General features: G+C 61.8%; 12 protein-coding genes and 1 pseudogene. 3 read left to right on the forward strand and 10 right to left on the reverse strand.

What is annotated here, in order from left to right; genetic code table 11:
• Positions 1–28: 28 nt before the first annotated feature.
• The 3 genes and pseudogenes from ACVWZM_RS08685 to ACVWZM_RS08695 all read right to left on the reverse strand — a co-directional run.
• A pseudogene (locus tag ACVWZM_RS08685) lies at positions 29–12503 on the reverse strand (amino acid adenylation domain-containing protein); the annotation flags it as partial.
• An 11-nt stretch (positions 12504–12514) separates the two neighbouring features.
• A complete protein-coding gene (locus ACVWZM_RS08690) occupies positions 12515–12901 on the reverse strand; it encodes an ectoine synthase (RefSeq protein ID WP_253624401.1) in 387 nt (128 codons plus the stop codon).
• 625 nt (positions 12902–13526) lie between these two features.
• Complete coding sequence (locus ACVWZM_RS08695; RefSeq protein ID WP_456852602.1) at positions 13527–14246, reverse strand: aspartate/glutamate racemase family protein; 720 nt, start codon at positions 14244–14246, stop codon at positions 13527–13529.
• Positions 14247–14365: 119 nt separating this feature from the next.
• On the opposite strand from ACVWZM_RS08695, the gene ACVWZM_RS08700 reads away from it, so the two are divergent.
• A complete protein-coding gene (locus tag ACVWZM_RS08700) occupies positions 14366–14641 on the forward strand; it encodes an AsnC family transcriptional regulator (protein WP_456852604.1) in 276 nt (91 codons plus the stop codon).
• Entirely contained in the window at positions 14607–14825 is a 219-nt protein-coding gene (locus tag ACVWZM_RS08705) for an Lrp/AsnC ligand binding domain-containing protein (protein ID WP_456852606.1), read from the forward strand. The genes ACVWZM_RS08700 and ACVWZM_RS08705 overlap by 35 nt, the downstream gene beginning before the upstream one ends.
• Here the strand turns inward: ACVWZM_RS08705 and ACVWZM_RS08710 are convergent.
• From ACVWZM_RS08710 to ACVWZM_RS08740, 7 genes are all read right to left on the reverse strand, one after another.
• A complete protein-coding gene (locus ACVWZM_RS08710; RefSeq protein ID WP_456852608.1) occupies positions 14759–16981 on the reverse strand; it encodes a prolyl oligopeptidase family serine peptidase in 2223 nt (740 codons plus the stop codon). The two genes, ACVWZM_RS08705 and ACVWZM_RS08710, sit on opposite strands and share 67 nt — an antisense overlap.
• Positions 16982–17796: 815 nt before the next feature.
• Positions 17797–18993: a Fic family protein gene (locus ACVWZM_RS08715; protein ID WP_456852610.1), complete on the reverse strand. Its 1197-nt coding sequence runs from the start codon at positions 18991–18993 to the stop codon at positions 17797–17799.
• A gap of 139 nt (positions 18994–19132) precedes the next feature.
• Positions 19133–19441, reverse strand: a complete 309-nt coding sequence (locus ACVWZM_RS08720) for a type II toxin-antitoxin system MqsA family antitoxin (RefSeq protein ID WP_456852612.1) — start codon at positions 19439–19441, stop codon at positions 19133–19135.
• Between the two features lie 48 nt (positions 19442–19489).
• The gene (locus tag ACVWZM_RS08725) at positions 19490–19798 is read right to left on the reverse strand and encodes a helix-turn-helix domain-containing protein (RefSeq protein WP_456827036.1); all 309 of its coding nucleotides are present in this window, start codon (positions 19796–19798) and stop codon (positions 19490–19492) included.
• Positions 19799–19861: 63 nt separating this feature from the next.
• Positions 19862–20308: a type II toxin-antitoxin system RelE/ParE family toxin gene (locus ACVWZM_RS08730; protein ID WP_456852614.1), complete on the reverse strand. Its 447-nt coding sequence runs from the start codon at positions 20306–20308 to the stop codon at positions 19862–19864.
• 294 nt (positions 20309–20602) lie between these two features.
• A complete protein-coding gene (locus tag ACVWZM_RS08735; protein ID WP_456852616.1) occupies positions 20603–20821 on the reverse strand; it encodes a hypothetical protein in 219 nt (72 codons plus the stop codon).
• A gap of 1197 nt (positions 20822–22018) precedes the next feature.
• Complete coding sequence (locus ACVWZM_RS08740) at positions 22019–22168, reverse strand: hypothetical protein (RefSeq protein ID WP_456852618.1); 150 nt, start codon at positions 22166–22168, stop codon at positions 22019–22021.
• A 268-nt stretch (positions 22169–22436) separates the two neighbouring features.
• On the opposite strand from ACVWZM_RS08740, the gene ACVWZM_RS08745 reads away from it, so the two are divergent.
• Positions 22437–23126: an outer membrane protein gene (locus ACVWZM_RS08745; protein ID WP_456852620.1), complete on the forward strand. Its 690-nt coding sequence runs from the start codon at positions 22437–22439 to the stop codon at positions 23124–23126.
• Positions 23127–23168 lie beyond the last annotated feature (42 nt).

Genomic DNA, 23168 nt, shown 5'->3' on the forward strand with positions numbered 1-23168 from the left:
CCCAAGCTTTTCGAGAGAAAGTCCTTGTCTATTTAACAGTCCCGCTTAGCGCCCTTGAAATGGCCCGAGCCAGAACTTGCCGGTTTTCTGGATTGCTCACCATTGTCGTGTGATTGCCTGGCATCGGCACCGCATGAATGGCCGCGGCATCCAAAACCAAGTCCCAACCCTTCTTTGGCGAGTTTGCCTTGTGATGCGGTTGTTCGTCGGGTGGTACCCCAGAGCTGATGAGAGGCTCGCTGGCATAAAACTGATGTATCTCGATCGGGAGCGGCGGAACTCGGTACGATTGTAGCGCCCGGTGAAATGCCACGGCCCTTTGATACATCGAAACATCGCTGTGGAGATCGTGGTCTGGAGGTAACGCTCCTATTTGCTGCGCCTTTTCGAGCAACTCAGAAATGGAACATTGCTCAGGGTTTCGTTCGAAAACCTCGCCATATTCATCCCGCGAGATTCCACAACGCTCCAAAACAAATTCTCGAGCCAAATTGATATGTGATGCGTTTGAAGAATCTGCAGGTGAACCAACATCGATGAACGCCATGAATGATACAACTTCGTCGATGCTGAGGAATTGCTCGGCAATTGCATAGGCCAGGATTGCACCTGATGAGTATCCAGCAAAGCGGTATGGGTCTCGTGGCTGGATCTCTTTAATCGCACGGATCACCTCTGCAGCCATCGCCTCAAGAGTGGGTGAGCAAACGTCATTGAAGGGCGGCCATGGCAGAGCGTAGACCGGGCAATCTACATCCATTTCCGCCACCAAACCGAAGACATAGGAATAATCCCCAAAACCTGAGGGGACAAAGAAGAGCGGTGGCTGCGATCCGGTTGATCGAACGGAAATTACCCCTCGGCTACTGGGCTGTGGCTCCACATGAACCTTTGATGCAAACTCCTTCAGAGCAGGGGTTTGGAAGAGATCGGCAGCGCCAAAGCTCAGCCCAAGTTCTAATGCTCGACTGAGCATCTGCACGGCCAGGAGCGAGTGGCCGCCCAGTTCGAAGAAGTGGTCGTGGCGGCTGATGCGCTCGACACCGAGGAGCTCGGCCCAGATCCGCGCCAGCGCGGTCTCGACCGCGCCCTGCGGCGCCTCATAGGCCGCCAGCGCATAGGCTGCATCCGCCGGCGCCGGCAGCGCGTTGCGATCGAGCTTGCCGTTCGGCGTCAGCGGCAGCGCGGCGATCGGCACGAACGCCGCCGGCACCATGTAGTCCGGCAGCAGGCTACTCAAGTGAGCGCGCAAGGCGCCCGCAAGCCCGCCTGCATCACCCTCGTCCGCAGCCCGCGGCGCGCAGACCACATAGGCGATCAGATGCTTGTCGCCGGCGCGGCTCTGGCGCGTCACCACCACCGCCTCGCGCACCCAGGCGTGCTCGCAAAGCTTTGCTACGATCTCGCCCGGTTCGATGCGGTAGCCGCGGATTTTCACCTGGTCGTCGTTGCGGCCCAAAAACTCAATATTGCCGTCCGGCAAATAACGCCCGAGGTCTCCGGTCCGGTACAGCCGATCGCCCTCGACAAAGGGACTGGCGATGAACCGCTCGGCCGTCAGTTCAGGGCGGTTCAAATACCCGCGCGCCACTCCCGCCCCGCCAATGTAAAGCTCGCCGACCGCACCAAACGGCACGGGCGCGCCATGACCGTCCAGCAGGTACACCCGCGTGTTGGCGATTGGACGCCCGATCGGAACCACTGTCCCATCAAAATCAGCCGGGCAATTCCAGACCGTCGCGCAAACTGTTGTCTCGGTCGGGCCATACGCGTTGACAATTGATGCCGGGGCAAGACTTCGGATGAGTTCAGCCTTCGGCAGCTCGCCAGCAAGAATGAGAACTTGCGAAGCCAAACATCCCAGATTCTTACTTGCCGGTAGCAACGCGGGGGGTAACGTCGCATGGGTGATAGCTTCGCTTCGGAGATAATCCGATAGCTTGTTACTCGCTTGACGGATCTCGTCCGCAGGCAAGTGCAATGCGGCTCCAGAGCCAAACGCCATAACAAGCTCCCAAGCGCTTGCATCAAATCCAATGGAGGCGAACTGCACGACTCGGCTCTTAGAAGAAGCGCGAAAAAGGCCGAGCTGAGTAAACAGCAGATTGACCAGCCCCCGATGCTGGACCATGACGCCCTTTGGGGTTCCCGTGGATCCTGAGGTGTAGATCACATAGGCAAGATGGCTGGATGTGAGGCCAAGCGCGCGCGGGTCGGGGTCCGAATCCGGCCGTTCGGTCCAGGCCGGCGTGGCCGTCGCGAGATCGACCACCGTCAGAGCGTTCAGCACCTCGCGGCCGAGTGCTGCGCGTCCGGCGGCATCGCATAGCAGCAGGCGCGGCGCGGCATCCTCGACAACCTGCCGCAGCCGTTCGCCGGGATAGGCCGGGTCCAGCGGCAGATAGGCACCGCCCGCCTTGAGGATCGCCAAAAGCCCGACCACCATCGCCAGACTACGTTCCAGGCAGATCGCCACTGGCTGGTCCGGCTTGACCCCGAGGGCGATCAGATGATGCGCCAGCCGGTTGGCCCTCGCGTTGAGCTCACCATAGCTCAGCCGCTCATCTTCGCAGACCAGCGCCACCGCCTCCGGCGCCTTGTGCACCTGTGCCTCGAACAGCTCATGGATGCACCGTTCCGACGGATAAGGCGCCGCGGTTCGGTTCAATTCCTCCAGCAGATAGCTGCGCTCCTCGGCCGGCAGGATGTCGAGCTCGCGCACCGGCATGTTGGGGGCATGCTCCAGCGCCTCGGCCAGTTGCTCGAGCGCCCGCTGCATGTAGCCGCAGACCCGATGAGCAGAAACAGGCTCCGCCACCTGCGCCGTCAGGCCGAGCGCTTCGCCATAATCCTCGACCGACAAGTTTACGGGATAGTTGGTGCGCTCCTCGCCGCCGAGCCATTCCACGCCCGACAGGACATCATCCGTTCCGAGGCCGGGCGTGGCCGCCGGCCTGTTGTGACGGTAGTTCAACAGCGCGCTGAACAGCGGCGCCGGCGCCGCAACGCCGCTGCAGCGTTGCGCCAGCGCCAGCGAAGCATGCTCATGCGCAAGCAGCTCGGAAAGCTGCGCGTGGGTACTGCGCACGCTCGCCGCAACCCCGGTCTCGTCCAGGGCAAGCCGCACAGGCAGCGTGTTGATGAACAGGCCCATTGTACGGTCGGCGCCCGCGCCCGCATGCATTCGGCCGAACAGCACCGTGCCGAACACCACCTGCTCTCGGCCGCTGCTGCGCGCCACCACCTGCCCCCAGGCCAGATGGCACAGGCTGGCCAAGCTCACCCCGAGCCGTTGCGCCTGTTCGCGCAGCCGCTCGTTGAGCGCCGGCGGCAGCATCCGATGCGCCTCGCCGACGCCGCTGCCGTCGCCATAGACCTCGCTTAGCCCAAACGGCATGGTCGGCTCGTCGATGTCGGCCAGCATCTTTCGGAAGAATTCTTCGTGCGCTTGCGCACTCACGCCGAGCCGCGTTTGCATGACCAGATTGCGGAACGGCTGCGGCTCTGACAACTCATGCGCACGCCCCTCGAGCACGGCGCGCACCTCGGTATGCATCACCTCCAGCGTCGTGTGATCGCCGATCAAATGGTGCTGCAACTGCAGCAGCAGCCAGCGCCTGCTGGCGGGCTCGCGCGCGATCACAAACCGCAACAAGGGTGCCTGGCCAATTTCGATGCGCTGCCGGCGCGGATCAAACCGGCGCCGGAGCTCATCGGCACCGGCGCTTTCGCAGCCATCCAGCTCGACCTCGCTCACGTGTAGCGGCGCGCGCCGCCAGACGACCTGGACCGGGCTCGACAGCCCCTCCCAAACAAACGCCGTACGCAGGATGTCGTGCCGATCCACCACCTGCTGAACCGCACCAAGATAACGCTCCAACAGGGCACGCTCGGCAAACGCCACCTGCGACACCATCAGGTAGGGATCGCCCCGTCTGGCTAGCAGATGATGGAACAGGATGCCGTCTTGCAGCGGCGACAGGCCATAGATGTCCTGGATGTTGCTGACGCCGCCGGGCACTGTGGCGACGACCCGATCGATCTCACCCTGTGTCAGCTCAATCAGCGGCAGCATCGGCGGCGTAATGGCGGTGTTTTGCTCGGTGATCAGGTTGACGGGGGCTGCCACCTCGTGATGGCTGCCGAGGCTGGCGGCAAGATCGGCCAGCACCGGCCTGGCGAACAAGGTGCGTACCTCCACCCCGAGCGACAGCCGCCGCAGCCGCTCCAAGACCTGCACAGCCAAGAGCGAGTGGCCGCCCAGTTCGAAGAAGTGGTCGTGGCGCCCGATGCGCTCGACACCGAGCAGCTCGGCCCAGATCCGCGCCAGCGCCATCTCGACCGCGCCCTGCGGCGCCTCATAGGCCGCCAGCGCATAGGCTTCATCGGCCGGCGCCGGCAGCGCGTTGCGATCGAGCTTGCCGTTCACCGTCAGCGGCAGCGCGGCGATCGGCACGAACGCCGCCGGCACCATGTAGTCCGGCAGCCGGCTACTTAAGTGCGCGCGCAAGGCGCCCGCAAGCCCGCCTCCATCGCCCTCGTCCGAGCCGGCCTCGGGGGTGCCGGTCTCGGGCGCGCAGACCACATAGGCGATCAGATGCTTGTCGCCGGCGCGACTCTGGCGCGCCACCACCACCGCCTCGCGCACCCAGGCGTGCTCGCAAAGCTTTGCTACGATCTCGCCCGGTTCGATGCGGTAGCCGCGGATCTTCACCTGGTCGTCGTTGCGGCCCAAAAACTCAATATTGCCGTCCGGCAGATAACGCCCGAGGTCGCCGGTCCGGTACAGCCGATCGCCCTCGCCAAAGGGACTGGCGATGAACCGCTCGGCCGTCAGTTCAGGGCGGTTCAAATAGCCCCGCGCGACCCCCGCCCCGCCGATGTAAAGCTCGCCCACCGCGCCGAACGGCACGGGCGCGCCATGACCGTCCAGCAGGTACACCCGCGTGTTGGCGATTGGGCGCCCGATCGGGACCACCGATCCATCAAAATCAGCCGGACAAGTCCAGGCGGTCACGTCGATAGCAGCTTCCGTGGGACCGTACAGATTGTGCAGACCCGTCCAGGGCAATACGCGACGAACCTTCTGCACAAGAGAGGCAGACAGCGCCTCACCACTACAGATGAGACGCTTCAGCGATGTGCAGCGATCAACCCCCTTCGCGTCCATGAAGCTGATCAGCATCGATGGTACAAAGTGAGCTGTGGTGATGTGTTGGCTGACTATCAAGTTGACAAGCGCATCAGGGTCTTTGTGCGCACCAGGAAGCGCCAGCACCAGGCTCGCCCCTTCAAACAACGTCCAGAAGAATTCCCAGGCCGAGACATCGAAGCCAAATGGGGTCTTCTGCAAGACAACGTCAGTCGCATTGAGTGCGTAGGCTTTTTGCATCCAGATCAGGCGATTGATAATAGCCCGATGCTCATTCTGCGCTCCTTTGGGCGTTCCGGTTGAGCCTGAGGTGTAGATCACATAGGCGAGATGGCTGGATGTGAGGCCAAGCGCGCGCGGGTCGGGGTCCGAATCCGGCCGTTCGGCCCAGGCCGGCGTGGCCGTTGCCAGATCGACCACTGTCACAGCATTCAGCACGTCGGGGCCAAGTGCTGCGCGTCCAGCGGCATCGCAAAGCAGCAGCCGCGGCGCGGCATCGTCGACAACCTGCCGCAGCCGCTCGCCGGGATAGGCCGGGTCCAGCGGCAGATAGGCACCGCCCGCCTTGAGGATCGCCAAAAGTCCGACCACCATCGCCAGACTACGTTCCAGGCAGATCGCCACTGGCTGGTCCGGCTTGACCCCGAGGGCGATCAGATGATGCGCCAGCCGGTTGGCCCGTGCGTTGAGCTCGCCATAGCTCAGCCGCTCATCATCACAGACCAGCGCCACCGCCTCCGGTGCCTTTTGCACCTGCGCCTCGAACAGCTCATGGATGCACCGTTCCGACGGGTAAGGCGCCGCCGTCCGGTTCAACTCCTCCAGCAGATAGCTGCGCTCGGCAGTCGACAGCAGCTCAATCCGGCGGACCTCTTGCTGCGCATCGGCAGCCATCGCCCGCAGCAGCGCCAGCAGATAACCACGCTGCCGCTCGATGGTCGCCTGATCGAACAGCGCCGTGACATAACCCAGCGTTCCGGCGATCTCCTCGCCGTGCTCGCCAAGGCTCAGCTCCAGGTCGAACTTGATCTGATCGATCTCGGAGACAGCCTCTACACTCAGCCCCGGCAGCTCCAATGACCCAACCGCATTGTTGTCCCAGGCCAGCATCACCTGCAACAACGGCGTGTGATCAAGAGCCCGGGGCGGCTGCACGATCTCCACCACCTGCTCGAACGGCAGGTCCTGATGCTCCTGCGCAGCCAGCACCGTGCGCCGCGTCCGCTCCAGAAGCTCCGACACGCTCGGCTCGCCTGACAGGTCCAGCCGAAGCGCCAGGGTGTTGACGAAGAAGCCGATCAGCTCTTCGATCTCCCGGTGCCCCCGATTGGCGCTCGGCACGCCGATCACAAGGTCGTCCTGTCCCGACAGACGCGACAGCACCGCCGCCCAGGCCGCCAGCACCGTCATGAACAACGTCGTGCCATGCTGCAGGCTCAGCCGCTTCAGCTCCCGCGTCAGATCCGCATCGATGACGATCGGGACCGTGGCCGCGGCAAACGACTGCTGGGCCGGCCGCACACGGTCGGTCGGCAAGACAAGACGGGTCGTGCCTGCCAGGGCATCGCCCCAATACTGCGCCTGCTTCTGCAGCCGTTCCCCCGACAGCCATTGGCGTTGCCAGGCGGCGTAATCCGGATACTGGATCGCCAACGCCGGCAAAGGATCGTCCTGCCCGGCCTCGAATGCCCGGTAAAGCTGACTGAGTTCACGCAGCAGCACGCCCATCGACCAGCCGTCCGAGACGATGTGATGCTGGGTCAGCAGGAAGACGTGCTCATCATTCGACATCCGCACCAGATGCCCGCGGATCAGCGGACCGCGCGCAAGATCAAATGGCGTACGCGCCTCTTCATGGCACAGATCCAAAAGTGCCGCTTCCGCATCCGATCTCTCCCGCAGATCGTGGTCGACTATCGGCAATCCCGCATCCGGCGGCAGGACCTCAACGCGGGGCTTGCCTTGCGTCGCGACAAAGACACTGCGCAGCGCCTCATGACGCGCAAACAGACGGTCGAGGCTGCGCTGCCAGGCGCTGCGGTCGAGCACCCCGCGCAGTCGCAGGGCCAGCGGAATGTGATAGTTCGTGCTGCCTACGTTCAGCTGCGCCAAAAACCATAGCCGCTGCTGCGCAAACGACAGCACCAGCGGCTCATGCCGCGACACGACCGCAATCGACGGCAGCTGTTGCGGACCGGAGCGGCTCAGCAGCTCGACGATGCTTGCCGCCAGATCAATCAGCACTGGCCTGGCGAACAGCGTCGACAGCGGCAGTTCGATCCCGACAGCCTGTGACAGCCGGCTCGACATCTGCACGGCCAAGAGCGAGTGGCCGCCCAGTTCGAAGAAGTGGTCGTGGCGGCTGATGCGCTCGACACCGAGCAGCTCGGCCCAGATCCGCGCCAGCGCCGTCTCGACCGCGCCCTGCGGCGCCTCATAGGCCGCCAGCGCATAGGCTTCATCGGCCGGCGCCGGCAGCGCGTTGCGATCGAGCTTGCCGTTCGGCGTTAGCGGCAGCGCGGCGATCGGCACGAACGCAGCCGGCACCATGTAGTCCGGCAGCCGGCTACTTAAGTGCGCGCGCAAGGCACCTGCAAGCCCGCCTGCATCGCCCTCGTTCGAGCCGGCCTCGGGGGTGCCGGTCTCGGGCGCGCAGACCACATAGGCGATCAGATGCTTGTCGCCGGCGCGGCTCTGGCGCGTGACCACCACCGCCTCGCGCACCCAGGCGTGCTCGCAAAGCTTTGCTACGATCTCGCCCGGCTCGATGCGGTAGCCGCGGATCTTCACCTGGTCGTCGTTGCGGCCCAGGAACTCCAGATTGCCGTCCGGCAGATAACGCCCGAGGTCGCCGGTCCGGTACAGCCGATCGCCCTCGACAAAGGGACTGGCGATGAACCGCTCGGCCGTCAGTTCAGGGCGGTTCAGGTAGCCCCGCGCGACCCCCGCCCCGCCAATGTAAAGCTCGCCCACCGCGCCGAACGGCACGGGCGCGCCATGACCGTCCAGCAGGTACACCCGCGTGTTGGCGATTGGGCGCCCGATCGGGACCACCGACCCATCAAAATCAGCCGGACAAGTCCAGGCCGTCGCAAACGTCGTCGTCTCAGTGGGCCCGTAGCAGTGAATGAGACGTACGGGGCCTTTTTCTTTCAGCAATCTCAGAAATGAGGCGAGATCACCGCGCTCACCTCCGCAGAGGAGGTACTTCAGCTGCGCCAACGTCGGAGCAATCGAGGACGTATATTGGTTGAACAATGCTGTTGTCAGAAACAGTGTTGTCACGCGGCACTGTTCTAGCGCCCGGGCAAAACTGGAAGTATCCCTGACGGTGGCGGGATCCAATGCAACAATGCAACCACCGTTAAGCAGCGGTGCCCATACTTCGAATGTGCTTGCGTCGAAGGCGGGATTGCCAGCCCATGCCACCCGATCTCCTGCATCGACCTTCACATATCCACTGTTGATCACGAGCCGGTTGACGGCACGATGAGGAACAACGACTCCTTTCGGAAGGCCAGTTGAGCCGGAGGTGTACATGACGTAAGCGGCAGTTTCAGCGCTCAACGCCAGCCCAGGTCCGGAACTACATCCCGTTCCAGCTATGAGCGACTCAATAGAAAGAACAGGTATCGTCGCCTCAACCAGGTCATCCCCGCAAAGCACCAAGCGTGCAGCACAATCGGCCATCAACAATTCTTGCCGCGCCATCGGAAGGGCGGGATCGATCGGGACATACACTCCGCCCGCCTTCAGGATCGCCAGCTGCGCCACCACAAGAGCGGCGGAGCGGTCCAGCACGGTAGCAATGCGATTCCCAGGCTTGATCCCGAGAGCGATCAGATGATGCGCCAGCCGGTTTGCCCGTGCGTTGAGCTCACCATAGCTCAGCCGCTCATCTTCGCAGACCAGTGCCACCGCCTCCGGCGCCTTTTGCACCTGTGCCTCGAACAGCTCATGGATGCACCGCTCCGACGGATACGGCGCCGCCGTTCGGTTCAACTCCTCCAAGAGATAGCTGCGCTCCTCGGCCGGCAGGATGTCGATGCAGCCGACCTCTTGCTGCGCATCGGCAGCCATCGCCCGCAGCAGCGCCAGCAGATAACCACGCTGCCGCTCGATGGTCGCGCGATCGAACAGCGCCGTAACATAACCCAGTGTTCCGGCGATCTCCTCGCCGTGCTCGCCAAGGTTCAGCTCCAGGTCGAACTCGACCTGGTCAACCTCCTCCCCGGCAACTTCGATACTCAGTCCCGGCAGCTCCAATGACCCAACCGCATTGTTGTCCCAGGCCAGCATCACCTGCAACAACGGCGTGTGATCAAGAGCCCGGGGCGGCTGCACGATCTCCACCACCTGCTCGAACGGCAGGTCCTGATGCTCCTGCGCAGCCAGCACCGTGCGCCGCGTCCGCTCCAGAAGCTCCGACACGCTCGGCTCGCCTGACAGGTCCAGCCGAAGCGCCAGGGTGTTGACGAAGAAGCCGATCAGCTCTTCGATCTCCCGGTGCCCCCGATTGGCGCTCGGCACGCCGATCACAAGGTCGTCCTGTCCCGACAGACGCGACAGCACCGCCGCCCAGGCCGCCAGCACCGTCATGAACAACGTCGTGCCATGCTGCAGGCTCAGCCGCTTCAGCTCCCGCGTCAGATCCGCATCGATGACGATCGGGACCGTGGCCGCGGCAAACGACTGCTGGGCCGGCCGCACACGGTCGGTCGGCAAGACAAGACGGGGCGTGCCTGCCAGGGCATCGCGCCAATACTGCGCCTGCTTCTGCAGCCGTTCCCCCGACAGCCATTGGCGTTGCCAGGCGGCGTAATCCGGATACTGGATCGCCAACGCCGGCAAAGGATCGTCCTGCCCGGCCTCGAATGCCCGGTAAAGCTGACTGAGTTCACGCAGCAGCACGCCCATCGACCAGCCGTCCGAGACGATGTGATGCTGGGTCAGCAGGAAGACGTGCTCATCATTCGACATCCGCACCAGATGCCCGCGGATCAGTGGACCGCGCGCAAGATCAAATGGCGTACGCGCCTCTTCATGGCACAGATCCAAAAGTGCCGCTTCCGCATCAGCTCTGTGCCGAAGATCGTGCTCAAGTACCGGCAATCCCGCATCCGGCGGCAGGACCTCAACGCGGGGCTTGCCTTGCGTCGCGACAAAGACACTGCGCAGCGCCTCATGACGCGCAAACAGACGGTCAAGGCTGCGCTGCCAGGCGCTGCGGTCGAGCACCCCGCGCAGTCGCAGGGCCAGCGGAATGTGATAGTTCGTGCTGCCTACGTTCAGCTGCGCCAAAAACCATAGCCGCTGCTGCGCAAACGACAGCACCAGCGGCTCATGCCGCGACACGACCGCAATCGACGGCAGCTGTTGCGGACCGGAGCGGCTCAGCAGCTCGACGATGCTTGCCGCCAGATCAATCAGCACTGGCCTGGCGAACAGCGTCGACAGCGGCAGTTCGATCCCGACAGCCTGTGACAGCCGGCTCGACATCTGCACGGCCAAGAGCGAGTGGCCGCCCAGTTCGAAGAAGTGGTCGTGGCGGCTGATGCGCTCGACACCGAGCAGCTCGGCCCAGATCCGCGCCAGCGCCGTCTCGACCGCGCCCTGCGGCGCCTCATAGGCCGCCAGCGCATAGGCTTCATCGGCCGGCGCCGGCAGCGCGTTGCGATCGAGCTTGCCGTTCGGCGTTAGCGGCAGCGCGGCGATCGGCACGAACGCAGCCGGCACCATGTAGTCCGGCAGCCGGCTACTTAAGTGCGCGCGCAAGGCACCTGCAAGCCCGCCTGCATCGCCCTCGTTCGAGCCGGCCTCGGGGGTGCCGGTCTCGGGCGCGCAGACCACATAGGCGATCAGATGCTTGTCGCCGGCGCGGCTCTGGCGCGTGACCACCACCGCCTCGCGCACCCAGGCGTGCTCGCAAAGCTTTGCTACGATCTCGCCCGGCTCGATGCGGTAGCCGCGGATCTTCACCTGGTCGTCGTTGCGGCCCAGGAACTCCAGATTGCCGTCCGGCAGATAACGCCCGAGGTCGCCGGTCCGGTACAGCCGATCGCCCTCGACAAAGGGACTGGCGATGAACCGCTCGGCCGTCAGTTCAGGGCGGTTCAGGTAGCCCCGCGCGACCCCCGCCCCGCCAATGTAAAGCTCGCCCACCGCGCCGAACGGCACGGGCGCGCCATGACCGTCCAGCAGGTACACCCGCGTGTTAGCAATTGGACGCCCCAATGTGAGGCATCTCGGGCCAACATGACGGATCAGCTGCAAGGTGGTGCTCGGAAATGACGCTGATTTCTGTGGACCCATATTGATTGATCAATCTCGCGTTCGGGTGCGCTTCGAAGAACGCCCTAAGCAGTGGAGTGGCCTGCAATCGCTCGCCGGCTGTATAAAGCTCTCTTAAAGAGGGCAGTTGCACGCGCCGCGTGCTCCAGACTTCTGCAAGATGATTCAATGCCACGAATGGGAGGAAAAGCCGCTCGATCTCCTCCCGCTCGATAAACTCCAGCAGGTCGGAGAAGCGTCTCCTGGTTTCTTCCCGCAGGAGCACAAGTACTCCGCCGTCCTTCCAACAAATGAACAATTCCTGGCAGGACACATCGAAGTTCAGGGTCGCGAACTGAAGTGTACGCAGTTTCGACGTGCCAATCCCCGCCAGCGAATTCACAAGCGAGCCGTGGGACATTTCGACGCCTTTGGGCGTTCCGGTCGAGCCTGAGGTGTAGATCACATAGGCGAGATGGCGCGATGTGAGACCAAGCGTGCGCGGGTCGGGGTCCGAAGGGGCCAATTCGCGCCAGGCCGGGGTGCCAGTATCCAGATCGACCACGCTGACATCGGCGAGCCCCTCGCGGCCCAGTGCGGTTCGGCCGGCGGCATCGCAAAGCAGCAGTCGCGGTTCTGCATCGCCGACAATCTGCCGCAGCCGCGCCGGTGGATAAGCTGGATCCAGCGGCAGATAGGCGCCGCCCGCCTTGAGGATCGCCAAGACACCAATCACCATCGCCACGCTGCGTTCCAGGCAGATCGCCACCGGCTGGTCCGGCTTGACCCCGAGCTCGATCAGATGATGCGCCAACCGGTTGGCCCGCGCATTGAGTTCGCGATAGCTCAATCTCTCCTTCTCATGAACCACCGCTACCGCCTCCGGCGCCTTCTGCACCTGCGCCTCGAACAGCTCATGGATGCACAGCCCCGACGGATAAGGCGCCGCCGTCCGGTTCAACTCCTCCAGTAGATATTTGCGCTCGTCGTTCGACAGAATGTCGATGCGGCCGACCGGCTGTCCCGCATTGGCCGTCACGTCGCGTGACAAAGTTTGCAAAGGCTGCGTCATGCAGTCGATCTTCGCCTTGCTCAATATGTCGAGCCTGCCGGGTCGTTGAGCTTGTGGCGCTCGGTTCCGTTAAGGGGCGGGTTGAAGATGCTGACGAGGATCAGGTCCTTGTCCTTCCCTCCGCGCAGAAGATGCTTGTCATGCTTGTCAAGTACATACATGTCGCCCTTACGAATGGAGAAGACATTGCCGTCCATGTCCTCGACCTCTCCCTCTCCGGCGATGCAGTAGCAGGCTTCGAGGTGATTGCGGTATTGCAGAAGCGAAACGGTGTTAGCGCGGACCACGGTGTGACAGACGCTGAAACCCATGCCGTCCTTCTCCGTCAGGAGGCGGTGGCTCGTACCATTGCCCCAATCAACGAAGTGATCGGTCGCTTCAACATCGTGCAGGCTACGCACAATCATGGCGTTCGATTGTCGGATACACGTTAAATTCATTGTTGCGGCAGCTGGAGGAGGTCGTTGTACTGACCGGCAAGCGCGGCTTCCGCGCACTGCCGAAGCATCGGCGACACCCGAAAGGCCTCCCGAGCCATCGTCGGCGTCTGGACAAAAATATCGGCGCGAGGGTATGCCGCAGCAGAGCCGAAGGCGTGCACGTGCCACCTTGACGCTCCCCCATGTTCGCGGTGCGGCCGCCTGCGTTGGCATGGTCGAGAATGCTGCTGGTGATGTTGCCGGCCAGACAAAGCGTTTCCGGTCGCAGATTTGGCAAGTTGTTTCCTTCCTTCGCTGCTCCTCGCGGCGCGAATACAGCACCGCAGGCTCTCAGCTAACTGAGCAAACGTCATGCCATGGTCGCACGCAGATAAGAGATGAATTTGTAACTGTCTCAGCTGGCTAGCGAGCGGAAATCAGCGGGGCAGTGAAGCCAATCTGACAAACTGCTAAGTTCAAGCGAACAATTTTCCTTGATGAGCTGCGCGCTGCCCGAGATGGCATGCAGCGCGTTGAGACCGCTGGAACGGCCAGGTGGCTTCACCGCGGACGAGATCAGACGTCGATCGGCGATGCGATTGTCGCTGCGCGCTTAGGGAGGCGGCATGAGCCGACCACTGCCCTCTGCGAAGTCAGCTGCCGCCCTGGCATGCAGCCTCGCCGAATCGAACACCGGCAATTGTGTATGTTCGGGACCGATGAGAAGACCAATCTCCGTGCAGCCAAGGATGAGCGCGTCGGCGCCCCGGGCGCGACCTCGCGCAATGATGTCGATAACTTCCTGGCGCGAGTGATCAGAAACCGTGCCGCAGCACAGCTCATCGAAAATGACATCGTGGATCCGGCTCCGCTCGTGCTCCGCCGGTATGACCGGCGAAAGGCCGAACCGCTGCCGCAGGCGATCACAATAGAACGGCTGCTCCATCGTATAGCGCGTCCCAAGCAAGAGTGGTCGCTTGACGAAAGCGGCGAGCAGAGCCGCAGCGGTCACATCGACGATGTGGATGAGCGGCACACTCAGCTCGGCAGCAACAATGTCGGCAATCACATGCATCGTATTGGTGCAGATCAGGATGCAGCTGGCGCCTGCATCGACCAACTGCCGGGCGATCCGCGCCAGATAAGCAGCGGCTTGTTTCCATTCTCCCGCCTTCTGAAGGGCGACGATATCGCCGAAGTCAACAGAGCGAAGCAAGATGTCTGCCGAGGCGAGACCGCCGCGGCGCTGACGGACGATCTCGTTGATTTCCTTGTAATAGATGGCCGTGCTTTCCCAGCTCATTCCCCCGATTAGCCCGATGGTTCGCTGCACTTTACGATCTCCACTTGATACGAAGGCGACACAGGCGTGCCGCGCCTTCGGCTGGCAAATCTCGGCATTTTTTCTTGCGATCTCTCTGGAAAGTGCAAATCAAAGGCCTTATCTCTGCGATGGCAAAACTCTTCTCACCCGAGCTGCGAAGCCGGCTGAAAGGGCATGCCGTCGCCCGAAAGATTCTGGACAAGTTGCAGCTCGACGCAACGACTCCCGTGACGACGCTTGCCGGATCGAGCGATCTTTCGGTGTCCGCCTGTTGGCGGCGCGTCAAGCACCGTGGAGGACGACGGTCTGATCGGCGCGTCGCCCTGGTTGACCGAAGCAAAACCAACGTAGCGATGACTGTGTTCATAGGTGTCCGCCGTCGCGCCACTCGATGGCTGGCTTGAGGATTTCCGGTGGGCCATTGCAGATATTCCGGAAATCCTCGAAGCCTCTCGCTTAACCGGCGAAACCGATTGTCTGCTCCGCCTCGTGGTGCCGGCCCCAGAGGTCTATGATGCAGTTTACAAGAAGCTGATCGCCTGCCTCGACTTTGCTGACGTCAGCTCGTTCACCGGCATGAAGAGCTGAGGTTTACGACCATAGTGCCGTCGACCTATGCTTAGGGTGCGGCTCCTGGTGGCTCGGGGGGAAAGCCGCCTGGATGCGTATGTGTATTCCAGAGCCAGCCGGCGCGCATGTTCGATGAGATTGGCCGCGGCGCTGTGGCCCCCATCGAGGTTCTCAAAGTAGAAGTAAGGTTGGCCAAGCGCAGCAAGCTTTGCGGCGGCCTTGCGGCCGTGCGCTGGATGGACGCGGTCGTCCTTGGTGGAGGTGAAAATGAAAGGCTCCGGGTAGCTCCTGCCCGGTACCAGCTTTTGATAGGGCGAGTAGCCCTCGATCCACTCTCGTTGTTCGGGAATGGCCGGGTCGCCATACTCGGCGGTCCAGGACGCGCCGGCGCCCAAGTGGGTGAATCGAAGCATGTCGAACAACGGCACCTGTATGATCGCCGCGTTGAAAAGGTCGGGGCGCTGGGTCATTGCGGCGCCGACCAGCAGGCCCCCTTGACTGCTGCCGATCACGCCGAGCCGGCGCGGACTTGTGACTTTCCGGCGGATCAGATCGTCGGCGACCGCGATGAAATCATCCCATGTCTTTTGCTTCGTTGCCCCCTGGCCAGCCTCGTGCCATGGTGGACCGAACTCGCCGCCTCCGCGCAGGTTGGCAACAACATACGCATTCCCCTGCTCGAGCCATAGCCGACCTACAGTTCCTGCGTAGGAAGGGAGAAGCGGAACCTGAAACCCGCCATAACCATAGAGCAACGTCGGGATTGCCCCGTCGAATCTTGCGCTCCTTGGTCGCACCAGGAAGTACGGAATCCTCGTACCATCGCGCGAAGTTGCCTTGAACTGCTCGACGACATGCTTCGATGCGTCGAACGCCGCAGGTGCTGTCTTCAAGAGTTCGAGCCGTTTGCTTTCGGCATCAAAGTACCAAAGCGACGTTGGCGCGAGATAGTCAGAGACGCTAAACATCATCTCGTCCGCTTGCTGGGAAACGGCTGATAGGCTGACGCTCGCATTCTCCGGCAGCGGGATCGGCTTGGCATGCCATCTGCCCTGATCGTACCTGTAGACGAATGCCTTGCTTTGAACATTGTCCAAAATCGTCAGCACCAGGAAATTCCTGCTGCTGCCAAATCCGCGGAGTGCCTGGCGGCAATTGGGCTGGAAAACGACAGATGGTTTGGCCCGTAGCGGATCCTGCTTCCATTCGGCCAAGTCATACGAGATCATTGAGCCGGCCTTGAAGCTGGCCTCGCCGCTCCGCATCCAGTCTTCGTCCAGTTTCACAAGCAGGCGGCCACTCGCGATGCCGACGATCGCCGACTTCTTCGGCAGATCGAGCGCGATCGGCCCCGCGGGCCCGAACAGCACATACTGGCGCTCGAAGCCGTTGATCCGACGGGCGACGCCGGTCACATGGATCCGCCCTTCACCAAGCACCAATGGCACAATTTTGAAGTCGGTGCGCTCGCCACGAAAGATTTCGCGCGCCTGATCGAGCGGCTGAGCGCGCTTGAGTTCCTTCAATACGAAAGCGTAGCCAGCCTCGGTCGTGGTCCCCTCGCCCCAATCACGTGCAACAAGGACAGTGTCACGATCGAGCCAGCTGACGCTCTGCTTGCCCTCTGGCAGCTCGAATCCACCTGTAACAAAGCTTTTGGCGTCACGATCGAACTCGCGTATGGACACGGCGTCCTTGCCACCATCGGAAAGTTCGACGAGGCAACGGCGTCCAAAGCAGCTGCGCCCCTTGTAGACCCAGTTCTTGTTCTCGGCGGCAGCGAGCGCATCGATGTCCAGGATGGTCTCCCATCGGGGATCCTCGCTGCGATAGCTCTCAAGGGTGGTACGCCGCCAGATGCCACGCACATGGCTCTCGTCCTGCCAGAAATTTTCGAGACCTTGTCTTCCCAGCGAAACGTACGGAATCCGGTGTTTTTCCTGGAGGATGGTTAGGGCGTCCCGATAAAGGCGATCATAGCGAGGATCCGACTGCAGCGAGCCGAGCGTCTTTTCGTTCTCGGCCTGAGCCCAGGCCAATGCGCGCGGCCCCTCGGACTCCTCGAGCCAGAGGAACGGATCGTCCGCCGGCGTCGCACCGGACTGCCCGTGGAGCAGCGCGACTGTCAGACATATGATCGAGAGCAACCCGGCGCGCATAACAGACTTTTTCATTGTCTTATCCTCGGACGGGCACGCACAAGGCGAGCCCGCAGGCTCTTGCGACTGGGTAACAGTCGCGAAATTCGTGTTGCGAGCGTGCACGCACTATGTCACGCCGCCCGCAACTCGACTGTGCAAGCCGTATGCCGTCTGGAAAACAGCGGTTTCTGACGCGTCGTACCGCATCGCCAGGTCAGCTTCCCGACATTGGGTCTGAAGCTGACAATCAGGTGTCCGCCGGGCAACGTTACGGCATCAAACAGCCTCGCCTGCCCTTTGAGGCCACTGGTTCGACCTGGGAAATCGACAGTGCGATATCGCGGCGGAGCCGCTTCTCGCTTGCGTTCGGACAGAAGAGGCAAGCTGTTAGCCGCCGGAGTGTTGGTGCCCGGCGTCCCCGTCCACCAGGGACAAAGTTGCGGGGCACCCGGTGTTTCCAATAGGGCCGGCCGGTCCGGCCTTCGCGCGGAGCATAGACGGCATGTCCGCATTTCGCGCAGACGAAACGCGCTTTCCTGTCGAGCCGCGCGCGCGTCGCCGCGCGACGGAGAACCTGATAATCGTCCTTGCTCATCGCTATGAGCGCATCACTCGTGATGCTGTGCATCGATGCAAGGTCAACCACTCTCTTGAGAGTCCTTCGGAGAAATCACCTCGACCATCTACCGAATCTCCCTTTCTCCGGCGTGATCATTGAGCATTTGCGGGATCGCGTGCTATGGAAAATCGCTTGGCGTCTTACGGAAGTCCGAGCCGACGGCATGACCGACGGCGGGGCGAAGCCGCAACTCGCGGCGCCACCGATTGTCAGCCTGGCATGGCGGCCGTCAGGTGTCCGCACCGGAAAGAATGGGTTCTTCGCCGAAGGGGCGGTTAATGATCGATAGCGCGTCGGGCGCGGTGAAGACGCGGTTGCGCGCATAGCCGGTACGCTCGTTCAAGATTTTATGCTCGACCAGTTGTTCTACCGCTTGCGAGGCTGCAGGCACCGTAATGCTGAGAAGCGAGGCCAGACGCTTGACGGTCAGCACCGGATAGTGCGGCAGAACATCGAGTGCGCGCAGGCTGGCTGAACCCTGGCGAAACTTCCGCCGCTTCCGCCATAGATCGCCAAGAGCAGACAAGGCGTCGCGGGTCTTCAGGAGCTCATCTGTGGTGCCGACAATCGCGTCCGCCATGAAGCCGACCGCTTCGTGCCATTCGAGGCGCTGCTGAGCCGCCTTGAGCGATTCGTAGTAAGCTGTCTTGTGGGCTTCAATATACGGTGACAGGTAAATCGGCATCATGCCTTCAGCGGCCATCATCAATGGCAACAGCAGACGGCCAACGCGGCCATTGCCATCACGAAACGGGTGGACTGCCTCGAAATGTGCATGCGCAACCGCCATTCGCACAATGAAGCTCTGGTACATCGCCTGCATGCCCTCGCAGCGCATATACTTCATCGTGTCCTCAAGACACGCGGCAATGTCCGACGGCGGCGTCGGATTGTAGGTCGAGTAAGCAAGATCGCCTTTGCCGCCGATCCAGACCACAACCTGGCGAAGATCGCCGGGCTTGTCTTTGTATTCGGCGTCGCCGCGCATGACGGCGCGATGCAGATCCTGCACCAAACCGCTTGTAAAGATTTCCAGTTTCTCTTGTCTGGCCCGCGGCAGGAAGTCATCGAGCGCGAGCGCGTAGTCACGCACCTGAACTAGCGCCTCGCTCAGCTGGGAATCTTCGCTTTCTTCGCCGGACAGCAATTCGTCAAGCGTGCTGTTGGTGCCTTCGATCGCCGAGCTGCTGACAGCTTCCCGCCGTGGCAAGATGCGGCTGATCAGATACGGGTCCTTTAGTTCGGCCGCGAGCGTCTCGATGCGCACCAAGGCTGTATCCGCCGCCCTGAGCCGGGCAAGGATCGACCCCACGGCAACGCCGTCCTCAGGCGGGGGCAGCGGAACCACGCCATAATGCGCCGCATAGGGCGCCGGTAGCCGCTTCAATCGTTCCCGCACGGCGTGAGTGAGATGATCGCGCTTCAACGGAAACCTTTCGCAGAGGAGCCAAGTCCAGATCCATAATAAAGGTTACTTATATATACTTCAATAAAATGGCCGACGCAGGATCCTACGTAAGGCTTACCGAGTTCCTTTTCTAAGGAACCGCTTGCACGTACTGTCGTTACGACTCATGTACCGTAACGACAGTACGGGGACGTTTCATCGCCGATCCTACGGTAGTCAGACCTCGTTCATATTTGTCGAATGCACTCGGCCCGCCCCGGAAAACGGCGCCGGCCCTGCGTTGCGACAGACCAAGCTTGGTTCGGACCTTGCGGATCGTCTCCTCGAGCCCAGCGAAGGGCCTCGGCGAGGCGCAAAAAATTATTGGGGTTTGGGGTGTGAGCCGCCGCATGTGATGGATCGGCCTTGAGCCTCGGCTTCGATCCTGGCGCGCCGACACGGTCGACGGCCATACTTCGACGACCATCGAAAAATAACGCGGGTGTGCGCGTGTGTGGGTGGCCGCGCCCACCACTCAGGCGGCTTCAGACTCTTGCGCGAGCGCGCGCTCCACGGCGTCCGGATCACGATCGATAATCGTCAGATAGGCGCGCGCGGTCTGATCGGGAGCATATCGCCCTTGCTCCCAATCTCGCAGGCTGGCGAGCTTGACAGAGAAGCGCAGGGCAAACTCCTCCTGCGTCAGTCCGACCTTCTTTCGAATTGCCTTCACATCGATCGTTGCCGGCACGAACGTCTTGTAAGTCGCCGGATCGGCCTCGCCGCGCGCGATCGCGCGGCCCTCCTTCGCCGACTGGATCAGCCGCTTACCAAGGGTGGTCATCGTTATCCCTCCAGACACACTTCACACTTCGTCACACCGAACACTCAAAACCCAACTACACACTCAATGACCTGAGATTGAAGCAACCTTGATCGCTACTCCTTTTCGATAGTCATCCGCATATCCCTCAAGTTCTTTCTTGAGGGCGTTCCGCTCCGCCTTGCTCAAATTTGCCGCCTCTCCCTTGTTGATTAAGGCCAGCAGCAGGACCGGCACGTCGTTGCCCGCGAAATAGTGGACGGTCCGATATCCGCCACTCTTGCCTTTACCGCGACCAGGGAAACGCACTTTGCGAGCTCCGCCGGTCCCCTTCATCATATCGCCCTGCGTCGGATCTTCGGCGATCGCGGTAACGATGGCCATCTGCTCCTCTTCCGAGAGGCCAGCCGATGCTGCGTCGGCAAGGAATGTCGGGGTTCGGATCACGCTCTGCACAATGTACGGGAAACCCGTAGTTATTTCAAGGGGGGTCTTGGTCGTCGGATCAGAGAGGTAGACGTAGATCGACATTGGTCAGGATCGCTTTCAGTTATGCGATCCGAGCTGTGGGGATGTTTCCGGCCATTGCGGTAACGGAACCAACCTCCACCGCGCGGAATATCGCGGTTGGGATGATTCCCGTCACCAAGTGCGTCTTGGACCCGGAAGCGTCTCTTGGAATAGCCCGGCGCGGGCATCAAGAGCGTTGACCTGCTGGTTGCTCTAAAGCATCGAACTCCTGCGCCCGAAAGTGCAGGTCAGGAAACTGTATACCCTGATTCTCGGCATGCTTGGAAGCCAGCGCGCTCGCTCCGGCGGCGCGCTTCACCGCCTCATGGCGAACGCCTCGACCTCCTCGAGCGTGGCGGTGTACTGGCGGCCGGCCCAGCCGAGCAGAATGTGGCCGGATTGAAGTACCATGTAGCCGACACCGTAATACTTGCGCAGCCAGGAGCGGGCTGGCGCCTTGGCCAGAGTATAGCCGCCCTTGGTCAGCCGCCGGCGGAGGCGATCTTCACGGATCTTGGTGGTGGTGGTGTTCATAGCAACGGTTTCCATCTATTTGGGTTTGCTACCGTTGCGATGAGCCGACTGGCGGTCAGGAGCGGATGACCGGGCGGCGGGGCATGATGCCTTGCCCACGCTTAGAGCGATCCTGATCGCGTTTCAAGGGGTGGCGCGACAGGATTGACGATGTCGCTGATGATGTTGGTGTCGAGAAGATAACGCGTCACAGATCGGCCTTACGCCCTTCTTCACGGGGGGCGCGTCAGGTCGAGATCGGCACCAACGAGCGGCGAGCGACGCAACGCACTCAAGATGCCACCGGGCTTCGGTGGCTCGCCAGAAACGGTCTGTTGCGCCGCGCGTCGGAGATGCCCGGCTTCCGTCTGTCTGTTTCCGCTTGGACAAAGTCCCGCGCGGCCTTCTGTGCGGAATCATATGAGTTTGTCGCGGCAAGCCGTGTTGCCATCGTCGATAGGCCTGGCGGCCGTCGGATACACTGACGGGATTTCGCGGCAGGTTGACATGTCGAACGAAATCGAATCGGTCGTCGCCAAGTATTTTGGCGATGCCCGCAACGAGATGTGAGCCCGTCAGGAACCAGTCATCGGCAACGCCGTCGGAACATGTGCCTAGGTTGCGGTCTTGCCTGATGTCGTGGGTCGCTTGGGTGTCGAATGCTGATCGAGACGGTGGCGACTACCACGCGCAGCACGGCCGACGCTTGGCAGATCACAAGCATCACCGCCAAAGGTCCGTGCTGATCGAGTCCGGCCGGGGCCCTTAGCGCTGGATCGCGCGGCGGGGCAAGCGCGTTAGTCCGCAAGGCGCTTGCGATTGTTCTGATATTGTGTCCGACCATCTCGATGTAGCTGGGAGCATTGCCATTCTCGTAGGTCAGGCTAACGGCGTTGACTTCCTTGGCGTGTAGCAAACTTTGCGGTAGCTTCAGCAAACGACGAGCCATCGGCAGCTGAAAGGGCAGCAGTCTCTCCCACCTTCTCGATCGTTTTGCGCGGAAGCAACAATTCACGTCCCATCTTCCGTCACGCCACCACGTGGTCCAATCCAGAAGCAAACAATCGGCGCTTCCCTCGGATTGGTCGGCCAGCTTTCAAAAACCCAGAAGCTGAGCCCGTACTCGCGCATCACCTTCTCTGTCGACATTCGTGCCGAGAGGCTCGTCATAGGCGGCAAAATATAGTTCTAGTCGCCGCACCAGTTCTGGCTCGGATATCAAAACGTCCAGAATGCGAGAATTCGGCGGTCGCGTTCGCGGGTCTTTTCCGCGTTCAGCAAATCGTTTTCTGTGATTGGTCGCCCGCGAAACCGTTCGTCGAACATCGTTCGAATTGAGGCCAAGCCGTCGGCATCGGTGATGAGCATTCGCCTCTATCGTAGTAGTGACGCATGAACCCAACCGGATACGGCGCCCGGAGCCCGGCTGCAACCGTGGCCACATCGAAATCCGATCCGCGCCTGGTCAATCTGGTGCGCCTGCTTGCTCGGCAGACGAGCCATTCATTCCCAGAGGCGGACACAATCTTTCCAGTCACCTACCAAGCCTATCAATTGATCAACAAGACAGACACATGGCATGCATCCGCGTCCGTGAACCCCTCAAGAACATTGACCTCGATTTGGGTCGAGAAGAATGAAACGGCTGCTCCTGGGCACGATAGTCATCATCTTGCTGGTCGCAGCTGTCGCCGATCTGGCCACGCGGCTCTGCCAGCGAAGCGGTTCAGACATCGGTATCAATCGCGGCGGTGGCCGTCGATGCTGGGAGTACGTCAACGCCGGAGATGTGGTCCGTGCGCAGCCTCCTGCCCTGACGTATCCTGGTGCGACAGGAGGCCCGCTCGGCGGTGAAATCGGTTTCCGCTGGCAGATCGCGAACTCGGTGTTCGGCATCGCGGTGAAAGGCAACTGCGCCAATCCCGAAGACTGTAACGCTAAACTCGTTCTGCCGGGCCTTCAGGATGAAAGCCAGATTGTCACAGGCGGCCCGGTTAAGGACCCGTTCGGTTACACCCGGAATGAGGTGCTTGTGTACGTAACAGGCGCTACTACAGTCGCCCGCAATAAATATCGGCTGCGCGAGCTTGCGACTCCGCCGCTCCTCGTCAACGGCCGCGAGGGCCAACGGGGCGGTGCAGCAGGGGTGGACGTAAAGCTTCTTTTTCTGCCCACTAGGCCGTCAGCGCTGAGTACGATTGCGTGTTCATGGGCCCTCCGATCATTGGCTTTTGCCCAACCGGAATCGCAGGCTTTTCAAACGGGCGCCGCAGGAACTGCCCGCATTGGGCAGGACATCAACATCGGATTGGTCCACGTGAACTAACGCATGGATGTCGCGGACGTCCTTGATCTTCGCTTTGGTGTG

Source organism: Bradyrhizobium sp. USDA 4501 (assembly GCF_054062115.1).